The organism is Pseudomonas sp. 1912-s, assembly GCF_029269205.1.
In the GTDB taxonomy this organism is placed as follows: Bacteria; Pseudomonadota; Gammaproteobacteria; order Pseudomonadales; family Pseudomonadaceae; genus Aquipseudomonas.
Window position 1 is genome coordinate 141312 of sequence record NZ_JARIXR010000002.1, and the last position, 15630, is coordinate 156941.

The 15630-nt window shown below is 62.5% G+C and carries 15 protein-coding genes; 6 read left to right on the forward strand and 9 right to left on the reverse strand.

Translation table 11 applies throughout. From position 1 onward, the window contains the following. The first annotated feature begins 19 nt into the window (after positions 1-19). Positions 20-832, forward strand: a complete 813-nt coding sequence (mutM, locus tag P3C29_RS03415) for a bifunctional DNA-formamidopyrimidine glycosylase/DNA-(apurinic or apyrimidinic site) lyase (protein ID WP_010167752.1) — start codon at positions 20-22, stop codon at positions 830-832. On the opposite strand, the gene P3C29_RS03420 is transcribed toward mutM, so the two are convergent. The 5 genes from P3C29_RS03420 to P3C29_RS03440 all read right to left on the reverse strand — a co-directional run bounded on the left by P3C29_RS03420 (position 829) and on the right by P3C29_RS03440 (position 5586). Further along, positions 829-1080, reverse strand: a complete 252-nt coding sequence (locus P3C29_RS03420) for a YfhL family 4Fe-4S dicluster ferredoxin (RefSeq protein ID WP_003213796.1) — start codon at positions 1078-1080, stop codon at positions 829-831. The genes mutM and P3C29_RS03420 overlap by 4 nt on opposite strands. A gap of 281 nt (positions 1081-1361) precedes the next feature. Next, complete coding sequence (gene coaD, locus P3C29_RS03425) at positions 1362-1841, reverse strand: pantetheine-phosphate adenylyltransferase (RefSeq protein WP_003176711.1); 480 nt, start codon at positions 1839-1841, stop codon at positions 1362-1364. Positions 1842-1955: 114 nt separating this feature from the next. Further along, the gene (locus P3C29_RS03430) at positions 1956-3551 is read right to left on the reverse strand and encodes a GMC family oxidoreductase (protein WP_275963911.1); all 1596 of its coding nucleotides are present in this window, start codon (positions 3549-3551) and stop codon (positions 1956-1958) included. 33 nt (positions 3552-3584) lie between these two features. Beyond that, the gene (locus P3C29_RS03435) at positions 3585-4130 is read right to left on the reverse strand and encodes a hypothetical protein (protein ID WP_010167737.1); all 546 of its coding nucleotides are present in this window, start codon (positions 4128-4130) and stop codon (positions 3585-3587) included. A gap of 28 nt (positions 4131-4158) precedes the next feature. Continuing rightward, a complete protein-coding gene (locus tag P3C29_RS03440) occupies positions 4159-5586 on the reverse strand; it encodes a coniferyl aldehyde dehydrogenase (RefSeq protein WP_275963912.1) in 1428 nt (475 codons plus the stop codon). Positions 5587-5733: 147 nt separating this feature from the next. Between P3C29_RS03440 and P3C29_RS03445 the strand changes: the two genes are divergently transcribed. Both P3C29_RS03445 and P3C29_RS03450 read left to right on the forward strand, forming a co-directional pair. Further along, positions 5734-6405 (forward strand): TetR/AcrR family transcriptional regulator, encoded by a 672-nt coding sequence (locus P3C29_RS03445; protein WP_010167733.1) that lies wholly within the window; start codon positions 5734-5736, stop codon positions 6403-6405. A 39-nt stretch (positions 6406-6444) separates the two neighbouring features. Beyond that, complete coding sequence (locus P3C29_RS03450; protein ID WP_169386907.1) at positions 6445-7299, forward strand: sulfurtransferase; 855 nt, start codon at positions 6445-6447, stop codon at positions 7297-7299. Positions 7300-7420: 121 nt separating this feature from the next. Here the strand turns inward: P3C29_RS03450 and P3C29_RS03455 are convergent, their stop codons facing one another. The 4 genes from P3C29_RS03455 to P3C29_RS03470 all read right to left on the reverse strand — a co-directional run bounded on the left by P3C29_RS03455 (position 7421) and on the right by P3C29_RS03470 (position 12156). Then, positions 7421-8416 (reverse strand): hydrolase, encoded by a 996-nt coding sequence (locus P3C29_RS03455; RefSeq protein ID WP_010167728.1) that lies wholly within the window; start codon positions 8414-8416, stop codon positions 7421-7423. 284 nt (positions 8417-8700) lie between these two features. After that, a complete protein-coding gene (gene rsmD / locus P3C29_RS03460) occupies positions 8701-9318 on the reverse strand; it encodes a 16S rRNA (guanine(966)-N(2))-methyltransferase RsmD (protein WP_201125615.1) in 618 nt (205 codons plus the stop codon). Then, the gene (locus P3C29_RS03465) at positions 9318-10808 is read right to left on the reverse strand and encodes a pitrilysin family protein (protein WP_275963913.1); all 1491 of its coding nucleotides are present in this window, start codon (positions 10806-10808) and stop codon (positions 9318-9320) included. Before P3C29_RS03465 ends, rsmD begins: the two co-directional genes overlap by 1 nt. Then, positions 10801-12156: a pitrilysin family protein gene (locus P3C29_RS03470; RefSeq protein ID WP_010167723.1), complete on the reverse strand. Its 1356-nt coding sequence runs from the start codon at positions 12154-12156 to the stop codon at positions 10801-10803. Before P3C29_RS03470 ends, P3C29_RS03465 begins: the two co-directional genes overlap by 8 nt. Positions 12157-12388: 232 nt before the next feature. On the opposite strand from P3C29_RS03470, the gene ftsY reads away from it, so the two are divergent. Genes ftsY through ftsX form a run of 3 tightly spaced genes read left to right on the forward strand, consistent with a single transcriptional unit; the run spans position 12389 to position 15515 of the window. Beyond that, on the forward strand, positions 12389-13828 hold the full coding sequence (ftsY, locus tag P3C29_RS03475; protein WP_275963914.1) for a signal recognition particle-docking protein FtsY: 1440 nt from the start codon (positions 12389-12391) through the stop codon (positions 13826-13828). Then, positions 13825-14496, forward strand: a complete 672-nt coding sequence (gene ftsE, locus P3C29_RS03480; RefSeq protein ID WP_003213784.1) for a cell division ATP-binding protein FtsE — start codon at positions 13825-13827, stop codon at positions 14494-14496. Before ftsY ends, ftsE begins: the two co-directional genes overlap by 4 nt. Next, positions 14493-15515: a permease-like cell division protein FtsX gene (gene ftsX, locus P3C29_RS03485; protein WP_275963915.1), complete on the forward strand. Its 1023-nt coding sequence runs from the start codon at positions 14493-14495 to the stop codon at positions 15513-15515. The genes ftsE and ftsX overlap by 4 nt, the downstream gene beginning before the upstream one ends. Positions 15516-15630 lie beyond the last annotated feature (115 nt).

A 15630-nucleotide genomic window follows, 5' to 3' on the forward strand; every position in this document is an offset into this window, starting at 1 on the left:
CTTTCCCCAAGAGGTACACATGCCCGAGTTACCGGAAGTCGAAACCACCCGGCGCGGTATTGCGCCGCACCTCGAAGGCCAGCGGGTCAGCCGCGTGGTGGTGCGTGAGCGGCGTCTGCGCTGGCCGATCCCGGAAGACCTGGATGTGCGGCTGTCCGGGCAGCGTATCGTGCTGGTGGAGCGGCGGGCCAAGTACCTGTTGATCAATGCCGAAGTCGGCACCTTGATCAGCCACTTGGGCATGTCGGGCAACCTGCGCCTGGTGGAAGCCGGCAGCCCGGCGGCCAAGCATGAACACGTGGACATCGAGCTGGAGTCGGGCCTGGCCCTGCGCTACACCGACCCGCGGCGCTTTGGCGCGATGCTCTGGAGCCTCGACCCGCTGAACCATGAGCTGCTGATTCGCCTGGGGCCGGAGCCGTTGACCGACCTGTTTGACGGCGAGCGGCTGTTCCAGCTGTCTCGCGGGCGGTCGATGGCGGTGAAGCCGTTCATCATGGACAACGCGGTGGTGGTGGGCGTGGGCAATATCTACGCGACGGAAGCGCTGTTTGCCGCCGGGATTGACCCGCGTCGGGAAGCCAAGGGCATCTCCCGTGGGCGTTACCTGAAGCTGGCGATCGAGATCAAACGCATCCTGGCCGCGGCGATCGAACGCGGCGGCACCACGCTGCGGGACTTTATCGGCGGCGACGGGCAGCCTGGATATTTCCAGCAGGAGTTGTTCGTTTATGGCCGCGGTGGCGAGGCGTGCAAGGTCTGTGGGACCGAATTGCGCAGTGTGACGCTGGGGCAGCGGGCAAGTGTGTTTTGCCCGCGGTGCCAGACTTAGGCCTTCCCGGTAATCAACCGGTACTTCTCCATCAGTTGCTCTTCCGTCTCCGGATGAGCCTCGTCCAGCGGGATGCAATCCACCGGGCAGACCTGCTGGCACTGGGGTTCGTCGTAGTGGCCGACACACTGGGTGCACAGGTTGGGGTCGATCACGTAGATCTCCTCACCCTGGGAAATGGCAGCGTTCGGGCACTCGGGTTCGCAGACGTCGCAGTTGATGCAATCGTCGGTGATGATCAGGGACATGGAAACTCCTGCCAGGGCTGTCAGCCAAGGCATCTGAAAACTAATGCGCGCAATTGTGCCGCATTGGCGCCCCTGTGGCGAGGGGGCTTGTTGTGGTGAGCGGGCTTGTTGTGGTGAGCGGGCTTGCCCCGCGCTGGGGCGCGCAGCGGCCCCAACCCAGGCGACGGGATTTTACCTGAAGCTACGCGGCGTCTTTATTGGGGCCGCTTCGCGCCCCAGCGCGGGGCAAGCCCGCTCACCACAGACAAGCCCTCTAGCCACAATAAGCCCAAAGACCAGAATTATTTCTTGAATCGCAGGGTTAGAGCATCCGCCACAGCCGGGTGCACAAACTTGGTGATATCCCCGCCCAGCGCGGCAATTTCCCGCACCAGCGTCGAAGAAATGAACGAATAACGCTCCGACGGTGTAAGAAACAGGCTTTCTACGTCCGGCGCCAGTTGGCGGTTCATGTTGGCCAGCTGGAATTCGTATTCGAAGTCCGACACCGCCCGCAGGCCACGCAGGAACACATTGGCGTTCTGTTCCTTGGCGAAATGCGCCAGCAGCGTCGAGAAGCCGACCACTTCAACGTTGGGCAGATGCTTGGTGACCTCACGGGCCAGCTCCACACGCTGTTCCAGGGGAAACAGCGGGTTTTTCTTGGGGCTGGCAGCGACCGCGATAATCACATGGTCGAACAAGCGCGAGGCGCGTTCGACCAGATCTCCATGGCCCTTGGTGATTGGGTCGAAGGTACCTGGGTACAACACTCGGTTCATCGCGTCGTCCTGGCGGAGTCCGTTGGGGAACCGGATGGTATCGCAGCATTACCGGTGGGCCAAGTCGACTTATTCAGAAGAAAGCACTATAGACATGACGAATACCCTATTTTTTCACGCTGTTTTCAGACGTTCGGCCAACGCTGTCGCCAGTTGCGCCGTCAATCCGTACACCGACAACTGCGGGTTTGCCCCAATGCTGGTGGGGAACAGCGAGCCATCGTGAATCGACAGATTGCGCAGTTGGTGATGACGACCCAGGCTGTCCGCCACGGCGTTTTTCGGTTCTTCACCCATGGCACAACCGCCCATCACATGGGCACTGCCGAGCCGCGTGCGGTGCAATTCCAGGTTCAAATCGTCAATCATGCTGCGGGCTTCGGCCAGGGTGTTCACGTAGCGCGCATCGCCGTGCAGCGGCATCACCGACTTGGCGCCACCGGCAAACTGAATCTCCGCCATGCTGTGAAACGCCCGGCGCAGGCCGTCCCAGGCGTAGGGCGAGACTTGATAGTCGAGCACCGGCGTGCCATCGCCGCGTAGTTCAACACTGCCGCCCGGGCTGTCGGGGTGGAAGCCGTCCCGCAACAGGGCAAGCATGGCGTGGGTCTTGGGCAACTGGCCCATGTCCAGCGCGTTCTGCGTGCCGTAGCCGCCGAGCAAGGTGCTGGCCAGGCCCGGGTGCAACGGCGGCACTTCGAGCTTGTAGGACATTTTGCCGGTGGTGCCGTCCTGCCATTGGAAGTGATCGGAGTAGATCGACTGCGGCGCCCCGTAGAACGGGTTGATCACCTCGTCGAACAGCCCGGCGGAAAAATTCACCAGGTGCAAAAAGGTGCGTTTGCCCAGGCGTGAATGGGGATCGGGCGCATCCGAGCGCATCAGCAGCGCCGGGCTGTTGATACCGCCGCCGGCCAGTACGTAGTGTTTGGCTTTGACCGTGATCTTGCGGCCGGTGGGGGCCACGCAGTACTGATCCATGGCCACGCATTCGAGGCTGGTAATGGTGTCACCGCTGAATTTCAGGCGTTCGGCGCGGGCCAGGTACAGCAACTCGCCGCCTTTCTCCAGGGTGGACGGAATGGTCGTCACCAACATCGATTGCTTGGCATTGACCGGGCAGCCCATGCCGCAATACCCCAGGTTGAAACAGCCGCGCACGTTGCGCGGGATCACGTGCCAGCTGTAGCCGAGCTTTTCGCAGCCTTTGCGGATCACGTCGTTGTTGGCATTCGGTGGCATGGCCCAGGGCGCGATGCCCAGGCGCTGTTCCATTTTTTCGAACCAGGGCGCCATCTCGGCGCTGCTGTGGCCCTTCACTGCGTACTCGCTGGCCCAGTGGGCGAGGGTCGGGTCCGGGGTGCGGAAGCTGGAGGTCCAGTTGATCAGCGTGGTACCGCCGACGGCGCGGCCCTGCAGGATGGTGATTGCGCCGTCCTTGCTCATGCGGCCGATGCCTTCCTGGTAGAGGCTGGCGTAGGCCTCGTCCTCCAGCAGCTTGAAGTCGTTGCTGGTTTTCAGCGGGCCTTCTTCGATCAACAGCACCTTGTAGCCGGCGGCGCTGAGGATCTCGGCGGTGGTGCCGCCGCCGGCGCCGCTGCCGATGATCGCGACGTCGGCTTCCAGCGTCAGGTCCTGGTCGAGGGCGGCGCCATTGTGGGTCTTCCAGCCGCGGGCCATGCCATCGCGGAATACGTCAGGTACAGGCATCAGGGTCTTCTCTTGTTTTTATCGGGATGCGAATCAGATTTTCGGTGGGCCGGGGTAACCGCAATGCGCCCAGGACTCGGGGCGGAAATACCAGGCCATGATCACCAGCTTGAGCAACGAGCCCTGGCCCATGCGCAGCAGGTTCAGGTAGCTGTTTTCCCAGCGGTGCAGGAAGGTGCGGATCTGCTCACTGCTGGCGTTTTCCCAACTTCCCCACACGCCGGTCAGCGGCCCGCGGGTGATGGCCATGCCCAACACGTCGAACAGTTGCTGGGTGAGCTTGAACATCTCCGGCGACAGGTGTTGCAGGCTGAAATCGAGTTTTTTCAGGGTGTCGTCGATGCCGGCCACCACCACGTCGGCGCTGGCCACGCCTTCCAGCAGCACCGGGATCACCGCCCGCAAAAACGGCAGGTCGCTGCTGCGCAACATCGCAAAGCCGCTGGCCGGGGTGCTGCTGGAGCAGCCGCTGAGGCTGGCGCCCAGCCCGGCGGTGGCCAGGAAGGCGCTGGCGCACAGGCCGATTTTCAGTACGCCGCGCCGTGACAGCGCGGGTGATTCAGTCAGGCTAGGGTTCATTCTTATTGTTATCCCGGTGATGGGTTTGTTAGCGGACGAACAGCTTCTGGATCAGCTTCTGGATGGATTTGCCGTAAGGCGGGTAAATCAGCTTGGCCGCGTTCAGGCGCTGCTTGATCAGCACACCCTTGGCCTTGCTGAAGGTCAGGAAGCCTTCATGGCCGTGGTAGTGGCCCATGCCCGACGGGCCGATGCCACCGAACGGCATGTCGTCCTGGGCCACGTGCAGCAGGGTGTCGTTCAGGCAAACACCGCCGGAATGGGTCTCGTGCAGTACGCGATTCTGTTCGCCCTTGTTGTAGCCGAAGTAATACAGCGCCAGTGGGCGAGGACGCTCATTGATGTAGGCAAAGGCTTGGTCGAGGCCGCGATACGGAACGATCGGCAACACCGGGCCAAAGATTTCGTCCTGCATCACGGTCATGTCGTCGCTGACATTCAGCAGCAGGCTGTGGGCCATGCGCCGGTCCTGGCCCTGGTCGTACAGCGGGATCAGGGTGGCGCCCTTGTCGGTGGCGTCTTTCACGTAGCCGTTGAGCCGGGCCAGTTGTCGTTCGTTGATGATCGCGGTGTAGTCAGGGTTGTCGGCCAGAGTCGGATAAAACCCGCGAACCGCCTTGCTGTAGGCCTCGACGAAACCGTCGACCCGGTCTTCCGGCACCAGCACGTAGTCCGGCGCCACGCAGGTCTGTCCGGCATTCAGCGCCTTGCCGAAAGCGATGCGTTCGGCGGCGTCCTTGAGCGGCACGTCGGCGGAAACAATCGCCGGTGATTTGCCGCCCAGTTCCAGGGTCACTGGCGTCAGGTGTTCAGCCGCCGCGCGCATCACGTGCTTGCCGATGCTGGTGGCGCCGGTGAACAGCAGGTGGTCGAAGCGCAGTTTGGAGAACGCCATGCCCACTTCCGCCTCACCGAGCACCACGCACACCAGGTCTTCCGGGAAGATTTTCGCCAGCAGCGCCTTGAGTAATTGACCGGTGGCGGGGGTGGATTCGCTGAGCTTGAGCATCACCCGATTGCCGGCCGCCAAGGCGCCCACCAGTGGGCCGATGGCCAGGTACAACGGGTAGTTCCAGGGCACGATCACCCCGACCACCCCCAGCGGTTGATAGATGACCTTGGCGGACGCGGGCTGGAAGGCAATGCCTACAGCGCGACGGGAAGGTTTCATCCAGCCCTTGAGGTGTTTGCTGGCGTAGTGAATGCCATGCAGGCTGGGCATCAGCTCGGCGAACAGGGTTTCGTCGGCGCTGCGGTGGCTGAAGTCACTGCTGATGGCGTTGATCAGCGCCTGGCGCTCATCGCTCAGCAGGTCGCGCAAGGCCTTGAGCCATTGCTGGCGCTGGGCCGCCGGCGGCATCGGGTTGGCCGCGTAGGCCCGGCGTTGAGCGTCGAACAGGTCCTGGAGCTGATTCAGCGCCTGGGAATCTTGCAGGTAGGCAACGTTGGCAGACATGGCGAAGTTCCCGATTTTTATTGGAATGCTTCAGTTTTTAGAGTCATTGCTCTAAATTGTCAAATAACATTGCACGAACGTGCCGATTTATCCGGACAAGGATAGTCCGTAAGATGCCGCCATCACGGGTCTAGAAGTTGATTTCCCATGGCACCACGAGTCAAGACCAGCGAGCGCATTGTGCAAACCAGCCTGGAGCTGTTTAACCAGCAGGGCGAGCGCAGTGTCAGCACCAACCATATCGCTGCCCATATGGAGATTTCCCCGGGCAACCTGTACTACCACTTCCCCAACAAGCAGGCGATTATCGCGGTGCTGTTTCGCGAGTACGAAGCGTTGGTGGACAGCTTCCTGCGCCCGCCCCAGGGCCGCGCGGTGACGGTGGAAGACAAGCGCTTCTACCTGCAGGCGGTGCTTGCCGGCATGTGGCGCTACCGTTTTCTGCACCGCGACCTCGAACACCTGCTGGAAAGCGACCCGGAACTGGCCACCGGCTACCGGCGGTTTTCCCAGCGCTGCCTGATCCAGGGCGCCGCCATCTATCAAGGATTTGTCGATGCGGGCATCCTGAACATGGACCCGGTGCAAACCGAAGCCCTGACCCTCAACGCCTGGATCATCCTCACCTCGTGGGTGCGTTTCCTGTGCACCACCAATGAAAAGTCCACCCACCTGAGCGCCGAGGCCATTAAGCGCGGTGTGTACCAGGTGCTGGTGCTGGAGGCCGGGTTTATCACGCCCAAGGCCAGGGACGCGGTGGATGCGCTGTTCAAAGAGTTTTACGTGCCGTTGAATCAGGCGCTGGAAGAAGTGAAGTAGGATGTTTCCCGAACGCTAACCTCGCCACAGGAGTCAGTCATGCCGCTTGCCCAACTGATCAGCCCCCAGCAACTGGCCGAGCGCCAGAAGGCCGGCGGGCTGGTGATCCTTGATTGCCGCTTTGCCCTGGAAGACCCGGATTACGGCCTGTGCAGCTACGCCGAAGGGCATATCGAAGGGGCGCAGTATGCGGATTTGGAGCGCCACCTCAGCGGGCCGGTGACCAAGGGAGTGACCGGCCGCCATCCGCTGCCGGCGCCGGATGCGTTTATCCAGCAACTGCGGGCATGGGGCGTTAACGCCGACAGCGATATCGTTTTATATGACGACGGCCCCGGTGCCTACGCCGCCCGCGCCTGGTGGCTGCTGGCCTGGCTGGGCAAGCGCGACGGGGTGTTCATCCTCGATGGTGGCCTGAAAGCCTGGCACGCGGCGGGCTTCCCCCTGAGCCTGGACGCGCCGGTGATCGAGCCCGGGACCTTCAGCGGCACGCCGGACAACCACTTGCTACTGGACGCCGAACACCTGCAAAAACGCCTCGGCCAGCCCGGCCTGACCCTGATCGACGCCCGCGCCCAGCCGCGTTTTCGCGGTGAAGTGGAGCCGATTGACCCGGTTGCCGGGCATATCCCGGGCGCCCAATGTGCGGCGTTCAATGAAAACCTCGGCAGCGACGGTCGTTTCCTGCCGGCCGAGCAACTCAAGCAACGCTTCGCCGCCAAGCTGCAGGACCGCTCGCCGGATGACCTGGTGGCGTACTGCGGTTCGGGCGTGACGGCCTGCCATAACCTGTTCGCCCTGTGCCTGGCGGGTTACCCGTTGGGCAAGTTGTACGCGGGGTCGTGGAGCGAGTGGATTACTGATCCAACGCGGGAAGTTGCAACCGGCGACTGAGGTCTACCTGGCCCAACCCAATCAAAACTGTGGGAGCGGGCTTGCTCGCGAAGGCGGTGTGTCAGGCACTGGATAAGCTGACTGATCCGCTGCCTTCGCGAGCAAGCCCGCTCCCACAGTTTTATCGGCGTTGTGTCAGTAGCCACTCTGGGATTCGCCGCTCCAGGTAGTAAGTTGGCTGCTTCAACGTGCCATCCACAAACCCGACATGCCCGCCCTTGGCCAGCAATTCGAACTCGGTGCAATCCGACAGTTCGCTCGCCTCGGGCAGGCTGTGGGCGAACACGAACGGATCGTCCGCGGCCTGGATGATCAGGGTTGGCGTGCGAATTGTTCCCAGGTAATAGCGGCTGGAGGCGCGGCGGTAGTAGTCCTCGGCATTCAGGAAACCGTTCAGCGGCGCGGTGACCCGGCCGTCAAAGTCCCAGAATGTACGCATCTTCTCCAGCGAGCCCAGGTCGGCCAGGGCTTTCAGGCCGGCTTCGTGGCCATCCTTTAGAAACCGGCTCTGTTTGACGCGGATATAGGCCAGCATTTCGCGCATGAAATGCTTCTGGTAAACCCGTGAAAAGCCGAGACCAATGCGATCGGCGCACTGGTCCAGACGAAACGGCACCGATACCGCTGCCGCGCCTTGCAGCCCGGAGGCTTCGCCGGTTTCCCCCAAGTGCTTGAGCAGCACATTGCCGCCCAGTGAATAACCCACCGCATACAGCGGCGCCAGCGGGCGCCTGGCCCGCAAGTGAGCGATGGTTTCGGCCAGGTCTTCACTGGCGCCGGAATGGTAGCTGCGGGCGAGCAGGTTGGGCTCGCCGGAACAGCCACGCCAGTTCAGCGCCACGCTGGCCCAGCCCTGAGCCGCCAGGGCTTTTTGCAGGCCGGCCACGTAAGGCGAGTTGGAAGAGCCGGTCAGGCCATGCAGGACCAGCACCAACGGGGTGGTCGCGTCATGCGGGCCATGCCAGTCGAGGTCGAGAAAGTCGCCGTCGGCCAGCCACAGCCGTTCGCGCTGGCGTTCGATGTGCGTGGTTTTGCGCCACAGCGGCCCCCACAACGTTTGCAGGTGCGGGTTGCCGAGGCCGAAGGCGGGGGTGAAGCGGTCGGGCGTTTTTGACACGATGGTTCTCGCGGCGGGTACTTCTTTGGGCGGATACTTCTTTGAGGAGCATAGGCCTTGTGGCGAGGCGCCCTGTCTGTGGAGAGGGGGCTTGTCTGTGGCGAGGGGGCTTGTCCCCCGTTGGGCTGCGAAGCGGCCCCAATAAGCACACAGAGTTCTCTCAGACAGGGCGCTGCTGTCAGGTGTAGGGCTGCTGCGCAGCCCAACGGGGGACAAGCCCCCTCGCCACGGACAAGCCTTCACCACCAGACAAGTGCTTCACCACAGAGTAAGCCTTCAGGCGCTTATGCGGCGCCTGCCGTCGTACGTTGCCACAACGCGTAATACACCCGCCCGGATTTCTGCTCCCGGTGCAGGCGCCACGTGCCCGGCAGGCCCAGCGTTGAAGGCGCCGTTTCGCTTTCAGTGTAGATCCAGGCATCCGGCGCCAGCCACTGACGCTCTTCCAGCAGCGCACATACCGTCGGCAGCAGGTTCTGGTTAAACGGCGGATCGAGGAATACCACGTCAAACTCACGGGCTTCCTGGGTTTCCAGGTAGCGCAGGGCGTCGGCCGTCTGCACTTGCCCGGTGGTGCAACGCAGGGTGCCCAGGTGCTCCTTGAGGCTGGCCACCGCCACATTGCTGGCATCCAGCGCCTGGCCCAGCGCGGCGCCCCGGGATAGCGACTCCAGGAACAGCGCGCCGCTGCCCGCGAACGGGTCCAGCACCTTGGCCCCGGCGATGTATGGCGCGAGCCAGTTGAACAGGGTTTCACGCACGCGGTCCGGTGTCGGGCGCAGGCCCACGACGTCGGGGAAGCTCAGTTTGCGGCTGCCCCATTCACCACCAATGATGCGCAGTTGGCCCACACCGTTATGAACGTTGTGGACAGGTTTTTTGGGACGGGATGGACGGGCCATTAATGCTCCGGAACCCCGAGCGGCTGCTCGGCGGGTTTATCAGTGGGGGGCGGTAGTGGCTTTTGCGCAATCGTCGGGCCGGCGGTCACGATGAACATCTTGTCGGCACTCAAATGTTTGTTCAAAGCAGCTTTGACCTGATCTACGGTCAGCGCCTGGGATTGTTTCATGAAATCTTCCAGGTAGCTCAGCGGCAGGTTGTAGAAACCCATGGCGCCCAGCTGCCCGACGATATCGGCGTTGCTCGCGGTGGACAGCGGGAAGCTGCCGGCCAGCTCACGCTTGGCGTCGTCGAGTTCCTTTTGTGTCGGGCCGGTCTTGAGGTAGTCGGCCAGCACGTCCTGCACCAATCGCAGCGTACCGGCGCTCATTTCGGCGCGGGTTTGCAGGTTGATCATGAACGGGCCACGCACTTGCATCGGCGAAAAACCGGAGTATACGCCGTAGGTCAGGCCGCGTTTCTCGCGGACTTCGCTCATCAAGCGGGTACCGAAGCCACCGCCGCCGAGGATCTGGTTGCCCAGGGACAGTGCGGCGTAGTCCGGGTCGGCGCGGTCAATGCCCAGTTGCGCCAGCAGCAGCGTTGTCTGCTTGGACGGGAACTCGATATGCGTCGTGCCAGCCTTTGGTTCCACCGGTTGGGCGATCTTCGCCAGCGCCGGGCCTTTAGGCAGGGACGCGGACACCTTGGCGGTCATGGCTTCGGCTTCGGCGCGGGTCAGGTCGCCGACGACAGAAATCACGGCGTTGCCGGCGGCGTAGGCCTTGGCGTGGAAGTCCTTCAACTGCGCGAGGGTCACCTTCGGTACGCTCTCGGCGTTGCCTTCGCTCGGATGGGCGTAAGGGTGGTCGCCATAGAGCTGCTTGAACAGCTCGATGCTCGCCAGCTTGCCGGGGTTTTGCTTCTGGTATTCAAAGCCGGCCAGCAGCTGGTTCTTGATCCGCGCCAGGGAGTCGGCCGGGAAGGTCGGCTTGCCGATCACGTCGTCGAATAGGGAAAGGGCCGCATCGCGCTTGTCGCTGGCACTCAGGCTGCGCAAAGAAACCAGCGCCATGTCGCGGTACGCGCCATTGCTGAAATCAGCGCCCAGGCCGTCGAAACCGGCGGCAATCTGGCTGACGTCCTTGCCCGGCACGCCTTCGTTGAGCATGGCGTTGGTCAACAACGCGAGGCCCGGGGTGTTGCCGTCCTGGCTGCTGCCGGCGGCAAACAGGATGCGCATGTCGAACATCGGCAACTCATGGGCTTCGACGAACAGCACCTTGGCGCCTTCGGCGGTGGTCCAGGTTTGCACGTCGAGCTTGCGGTTGGTCGGTGCCTTGTCGTCCAGTTCAGCCAAAGACTGCAGTTTGTTGGCGGACTTGGCCTGTTCCAGCGCCTGGCTGGCGACCGATTCGCTGGGGCGCAGGAAATACACCGCGCACGCGGCAGCCAGGGTGACCACGATCAGGCCGGGCAGCACCAGGCGGTTGTTTTTACGTTCACTCATGAGCGGTCTCCTCAGGCAAAACATGGGCGACGCTGAGACGTTCGCGGGTGAAGTAGGTGCGTGCAGCTTTCTGGATGTCTTCGGCGGTGACGCTCTGCAACTCGGCAAGCTCCGTGTCCATGAGTTTCCAGGACAGGCCGACCGTCTCCAGGGAGCCAATGGCGGTGGCCTGGCTGGTGATCGAGTCGCGCTGGTAAACCACGCCGGCGATGACCTGGGCGCGAATCCGCTCCAGTTCTTCAGCGCTCGGTGGCTTGGCCTTCAGTTCGTCCAGCAGGCGCCACAGGCCGGCTTCAGCCTGGGCAACGGTCTTTTTCTTTTGCAGGTTCGGTGTGGCGGTCAGGGTGAACAGGCTGTCACCGCGGGTGTAGGCGTCGTAGCTCGACGAACCGCCGGACACCAGTTCTTCACCGCGCTCCAGTTGCGTCGAAATGCGCGCGCTGTAGCCGCCGTCCAACAGGGCCGAGATCAGGCGCAGGGCGTTGACCGAGCGTTTGTCTTCAGTGGTGGCGAGGCTCGGCACGTTGAAACCGAGGATCACGCTCGGCAGTTTGGTCTGGACATGCAAGGTCAGCAGGCGTTCGCCGGGCTCGGCCAGCTCCAGGGGGATTTTCGCCGGTGGCACGTCGCGCTTGGGGATCGGGCCGAAGTAACGCTGGGCCAGGGCTTTGACTTCGTCCGGGGTCACGTCGCCGACCACCACCAGGGTGGCGTTGTTCGGCACGTACCAAGATTGGTACCAGTGGCGCAGTTCTTCCACTTTCATGCGGTCCAGGTCGGCCATCCAGCCGATGGTCGGCGTGTGGTAGCCGCTGGCCGGGTAGGCCATGGCCTTGAAGCGCTCGTAGGCCTTGGACATCGGGTTGTCGTCGGTGCGCATGCGGCGCTCTTCCTTGATCACCTCGATCTCGCGGCTGAACTCGTCGGCCGGCAGGCGCAGGCTGGCCATGCGGTCGGCTTCCAGCTCGAAGGCAACGCCCAGGCGGTCGCGGGCGAGTACCTGGTAATAGGCGGTGTAGTCATCGCTGGTGAAGGCGTTTTCCTCGGCGCCCAGGTCCCGCAGGATCAACGAGGCTTCGCCGGGGCCGACTTTGGCGCTGCCCTTGAACATCATGTGCTCCAGGGCGTGGGACAAACCGGTCTGGCCCGGGGTTTCGTAGCTCGAACCAACCTTGTACCAGACCTGGGAAACCACCACCGGGGCGCGATGGTCTTCGCGCACGACGACCTTGAGGCCGTTGTCCAGGGTGAATTCGTGGGTGGGTTGTGGGTCGGCAGCCAAAGCTGAAAGGGGCAGACAAACTGTGCTGAGCAGCAGGCCTGCGGCGCGGCGGGCTAGAGCATTCATTCGTTTTTAAACCTGTTGAGCTGCCCGCTTGGTCTTAGCGTCGGCGGGCGAGGAGGTGCTAGGATACTGATCCGACCTAGGGACGGCCACTACGGCTGTCTTGTTGAGGCCCCATTTAGGCCTTACAAAATGTTGCGCATGAACGAGCTGGCTAAAAAACAGTCTGTTACGCATCGAATTTTATTTACCGACGCGCCCCTTGGCGCGTCGCTACCTTGAGATAGCCGTCTCCATGTTTGGTTCCAACGACGACAAGAAGACCCCAGCTGCGGCTGGCGAGAAAAAAGGCCTGTTCGGATGGCTGCGCAAAAAGCCGCAGGAAACCGTCGTCGAACAGCCGCAGGTTCAAGCAGAACCGATCCCTGAATCCCTGGTAGAAGCCGAACCGGTTGCCGAAACGCCGGCCCCGGTGGTGTTGCCGATGGCCGAGCCGGTGCTGCAGCCGGTGGTTGAGCCAGAGCCAGAGCCAGAGCTGGAACCAGAACCTGTGCCCGAGCCCGAGCCTGAGCACAAACCGTGGCTGGTATTGCCGGTGGCGGAAGAACCCGTGGCATTGGTTGAAGACGAGCAAGCCGAGCACGTGGCGCCGCCGATTCCGGCTGTCGTGGAGCCCGTGGCCGTCGTGGTGCAAGCGCCGCCAGTGGTTGAGGTGCCTGCACCGGCAGTTGCCGAGCCGGTTCCGGTCGTAGTCGCAGCACCCACGGTTATCGAAGCACCTGCTGCCCCCGCCGAAACCGGCAAGACCGGCTTCTTTGCCCGCCTCAAGCAAGGCCTGAGCAAGACCAGCGCCAGCATTGGCGAAGGCATGGCCAGCCTGTTCCTCGGCAAAAAGACCATCGATGACGAGTTGCTGGAAGACATCGAGACCCGTCTGCTGACCGCCGACGTGGGTGTCGAAGCCACCGCCGTGATCATCCAGAGCCTGACCCAGAAGGTCGCGCGCAAGCAACTGACCGACGCCGATGCGCTCTACAAGTCTCTGCAGGCCGAACTGGCCAACATGCTCAAGCCGGTGGAAGCGCCGCTGGTCATCGATACGCAGAAAAAGCCGTTTGTGATCCTGGTGGTGGGCGTCAACGGCGCCGGCAAGACCACCACCATCGGCAAGCTGGCCAAGAAGCTGCAACTGGAAGGCAAGAAAGTCATGCTCGCCGCCGGTGACACCTTCCGTGCCGCCGCCGTGGAGCAACTGCAGGTCTGGGGCGAGCGCAACAAGATCCCGGTCATCGCCCAGCACACCGGCGCCGATTCGGCTTCGGTGATCTTCGATGCGGTGCAGGCCGCCAAGGCGCGCAACATTGATGTGCTGATCGCCGATACCGCCGGTCGCCTGCACACCAAAGACAACCTGATGGAAGAGCTGAAGAAAGTTCGCCGTGTGATCGGCAAGCTCGACGCCGACGCGCCCCACGAGGTGTTGCTGGTGCTGGACGCCGGTACCGGCCAGAACGCCATCAGCCAGGCCAAACAATTCCACCAGACGGTCCAACTGACCGGCCTGGCATTGACTAAGCTCGACGGCACGGCCAAGGGCGGTGTGATTTTCGCCCTGGCCAAGCAGTTCGGGTTGCCGATTCGTTACATCGGCGTCGGTGAGGGCATCGACGACCTGCGCACTTTTGAAGCCGAACCCTTTGTACAGGCACTGTTTGCCGAGCGGGAGCGTTCATGATTCGTTTCGAACAGGTCGGTAAACGCTACGCCAACGGGCATGTCGGCTTGCATGAGCTGAGTTTCCGGGTGCGTCGCGGCGAATTCTTGTTTGTGACCGGCCATTCGGGTGCCGGTAAAAGTACCTTGTTGCGCCTGCTGCTGGCCATGGAACGCCCAACCACCGGCAAACTGCTGCTGGCGGGCCAGGACCTAGCCACCATCAGCAACGCGCAGATTCCGTTCCTGCGCCGCCAGATCGGCGTGGTGTTCCAGAATCACCAGTTGCTGTTCGACCGCACGGTGTTCAACAACATCGCCTTGCCGTTGCAGATTCTCGGGCTATCCAAGGCCGAAATCGTCAAGCGCGTGGATTCGGCGCTGGAGCGCGTTGCGCTGTCGGACAAGACCGACCTCTACCCCGGCGACCTGTCCACCGGCCAGCAACAGCGCGTCGGCATCGCCCGCGCCATCGTGCACCGCCCAGCCTTGCTGCTGGCGGACGAACCCACCGGTAACCTCGACCCGCGCCTGGCCGCAGAAATCATGGGCGTGTTCGAAGACATCAACCGCCTGGGCACCAGCGTGCTGATCGCCAGTCACGACCTGGCACTGATCGCCCGCATGCGCCACCGCATGCTCACCCTGCAACGCGGCCGCCTGATCGGTGACGGGGAGGCCGGGGTATGAGTGCGACACGCAGCCCGAAGGTTTCCGAGCGCGTCGCGCCAAAACCGGCCGACCCGCAACCGCAGAAGAAAAAACGCGACGAAGACGACGGCCCGGACTTTGGCACCCTGGTGCACGCCTGGATCGAAAGTCACCGTACCAGCCTGGTAGACAGCCTGCGCCGCCTGGGCAAGCAGCCGATCGGCAGCTTCTTCACCTGCTTGGTGATGGCCGTGGCCTTGAGCCTGCCGATGGGGTTGTCGTTGCTGCTGAATAACGTCGAGCGCCTTGGCGGTTCGTGGCAGCGGGCGGCGCAGATTTCCCTGTACCTGAACCTGGATGCCAGCACCAAAGACGGCGAAGCCCTGCGGGACGAGATCAAAGGCCTTCCGGGTGTGGCAGAGGCTGAGTACATCAGTCGCGATCAGGCCCTGGAAGAGTTCCAGCAACAGTCCGGCCTGGGCGAGGCACTCAAGGAGTTGCCGCAAAACCCGCTGCCGGGCGTGGTGCTGGTGACGCCGAACGAAGTCGACAAGGCGACCCTGGAAGCCCTGCGACAAAAACTCGCAGAGCTGCCCAAGGTCCAGCAGGCACAACTTGATCTAGTCTGGGTAGAGCGGCTGGCGGCGATTCTCAAGCTGGGCGACCGCTTTGTGTTCGGCCTGACGGTGTTGCTGGTGTCTGCATTACTTTTGGTGATAGGCAATACCATTCGTCTTCATATTGAAAACCGCCGCACCGAGATAGAAGTGATTAAACTCGTCGGCGGCACGGACAGCTATGTGCGTCGGCCTTTTCTGTACATGGGCGCGCTTTATGGCTTCGGTGCGGGGATTTTGTCCTGGGGCGTGCTGGCTTTTGGCCTGAACTGGCTGAACGACGCGGTGGTAGGGCTCGCCGGCTTGTACGGCAGTGATTTTGCCCTGGCCGGCGTGCCGGTAGCCGACGGTCTGTCATTGTTGCTTGGGGCAGTGCTCTTGGGGTATATCGGTGCTTGGATTGCGGTCGCACGGCATTTACGTGAGCTGGCACCGAAGTAGTTAATGTCAAGGTAATGTAGTTTCGTTTGTATTGACCGTATCAGTGGTTTAGGGAACTTGTCCTACGGTTTCCGGTCAATTTTCGCAGTGCTGAACTGCACGAGTTATGTGAGTC

Excerpts from the sequence above, each read along its gene's own strand:
- mutM (WP_010167752.1), top strand. The coding sequence starts at position 20 with ATGCCCGAGTTACCGGAAGTCGAAACCACCCGGCGCGGTATTGCGCCG.
- P3C29_RS03420 (WP_003213796.1), bottom strand. The coding sequence starts at position 1,080 with ATGTCCCTGATCATCACCGACGATTGCATCAACTGCGACGTCTGCGAA.
- coaD (WP_003176711.1), bottom strand. The coding sequence starts at position 1,841 with ATGAACCGAGTGTTGTACCCAGGTACCTTCGACCCAATCACCAAGGGC.
- P3C29_RS03430 (WP_275963911.1), bottom strand. The coding sequence starts at position 3,551 with ATGCCTGTACCTGACGTATTCCGCGATGGCATGGCCCGCGGCTGGAAG.
- P3C29_RS03435 (WP_010167737.1), bottom strand. The coding sequence starts at position 4,130 with ATGAACCCTAGCCTGACTGAATCACCCGCGCTGTCACGGCGCGGCGTA.
- P3C29_RS03440 (WP_275963912.1), bottom strand. The coding sequence starts at position 5,586 with ATGTCTGCCAACGTTGCCTACCTGCAAGATTCCCAGGCGCTGAATCAG.
- P3C29_RS03445 (WP_010167733.1), top strand. The coding sequence starts at position 5,734 with ATGGCACCACGAGTCAAGACCAGCGAGCGCATTGTGCAAACCAGCCTG.
- P3C29_RS03450 (WP_169386907.1), top strand. The coding sequence starts at position 6,445 with ATGCCGCTTGCCCAACTGATCAGCCCCCAGCAACTGGCCGAGCGCCAG.
- rsmD (WP_201125615.1), bottom strand. The coding sequence starts at position 9,318 with ATGGCCCGTCCATCCCGTCCCAAAAAACCTGTCCACAACGTTCATAAC.
- P3C29_RS03465 (WP_275963913.1), bottom strand. The coding sequence starts at position 10,808 with ATGAGTGAACGTAAAAACAACCGCCTGGTGCTGCCCGGCCTGATCGTG.
- P3C29_RS03470 (WP_010167723.1), bottom strand. The coding sequence starts at position 12,156 with ATGAATGCTCTAGCCCGCCGCGCCGCAGGCCTGCTGCTCAGCACAGTT.
- ftsY (WP_275963914.1), top strand. The coding sequence starts at position 12,389 with ATGTTTGGTTCCAACGACGACAAGAAGACCCCAGCTGCGGCTGGCGAG.
- ftsE (WP_003213784.1), top strand. The coding sequence starts at position 13,825 with ATGATTCGTTTCGAACAGGTCGGTAAACGCTACGCCAACGGGCATGTC.
- ftsX (WP_275963915.1), top strand. The coding sequence starts at position 14,493 with ATGAGTGCGACACGCAGCCCGAAGGTTTCCGAGCGCGTCGCGCCAAAA.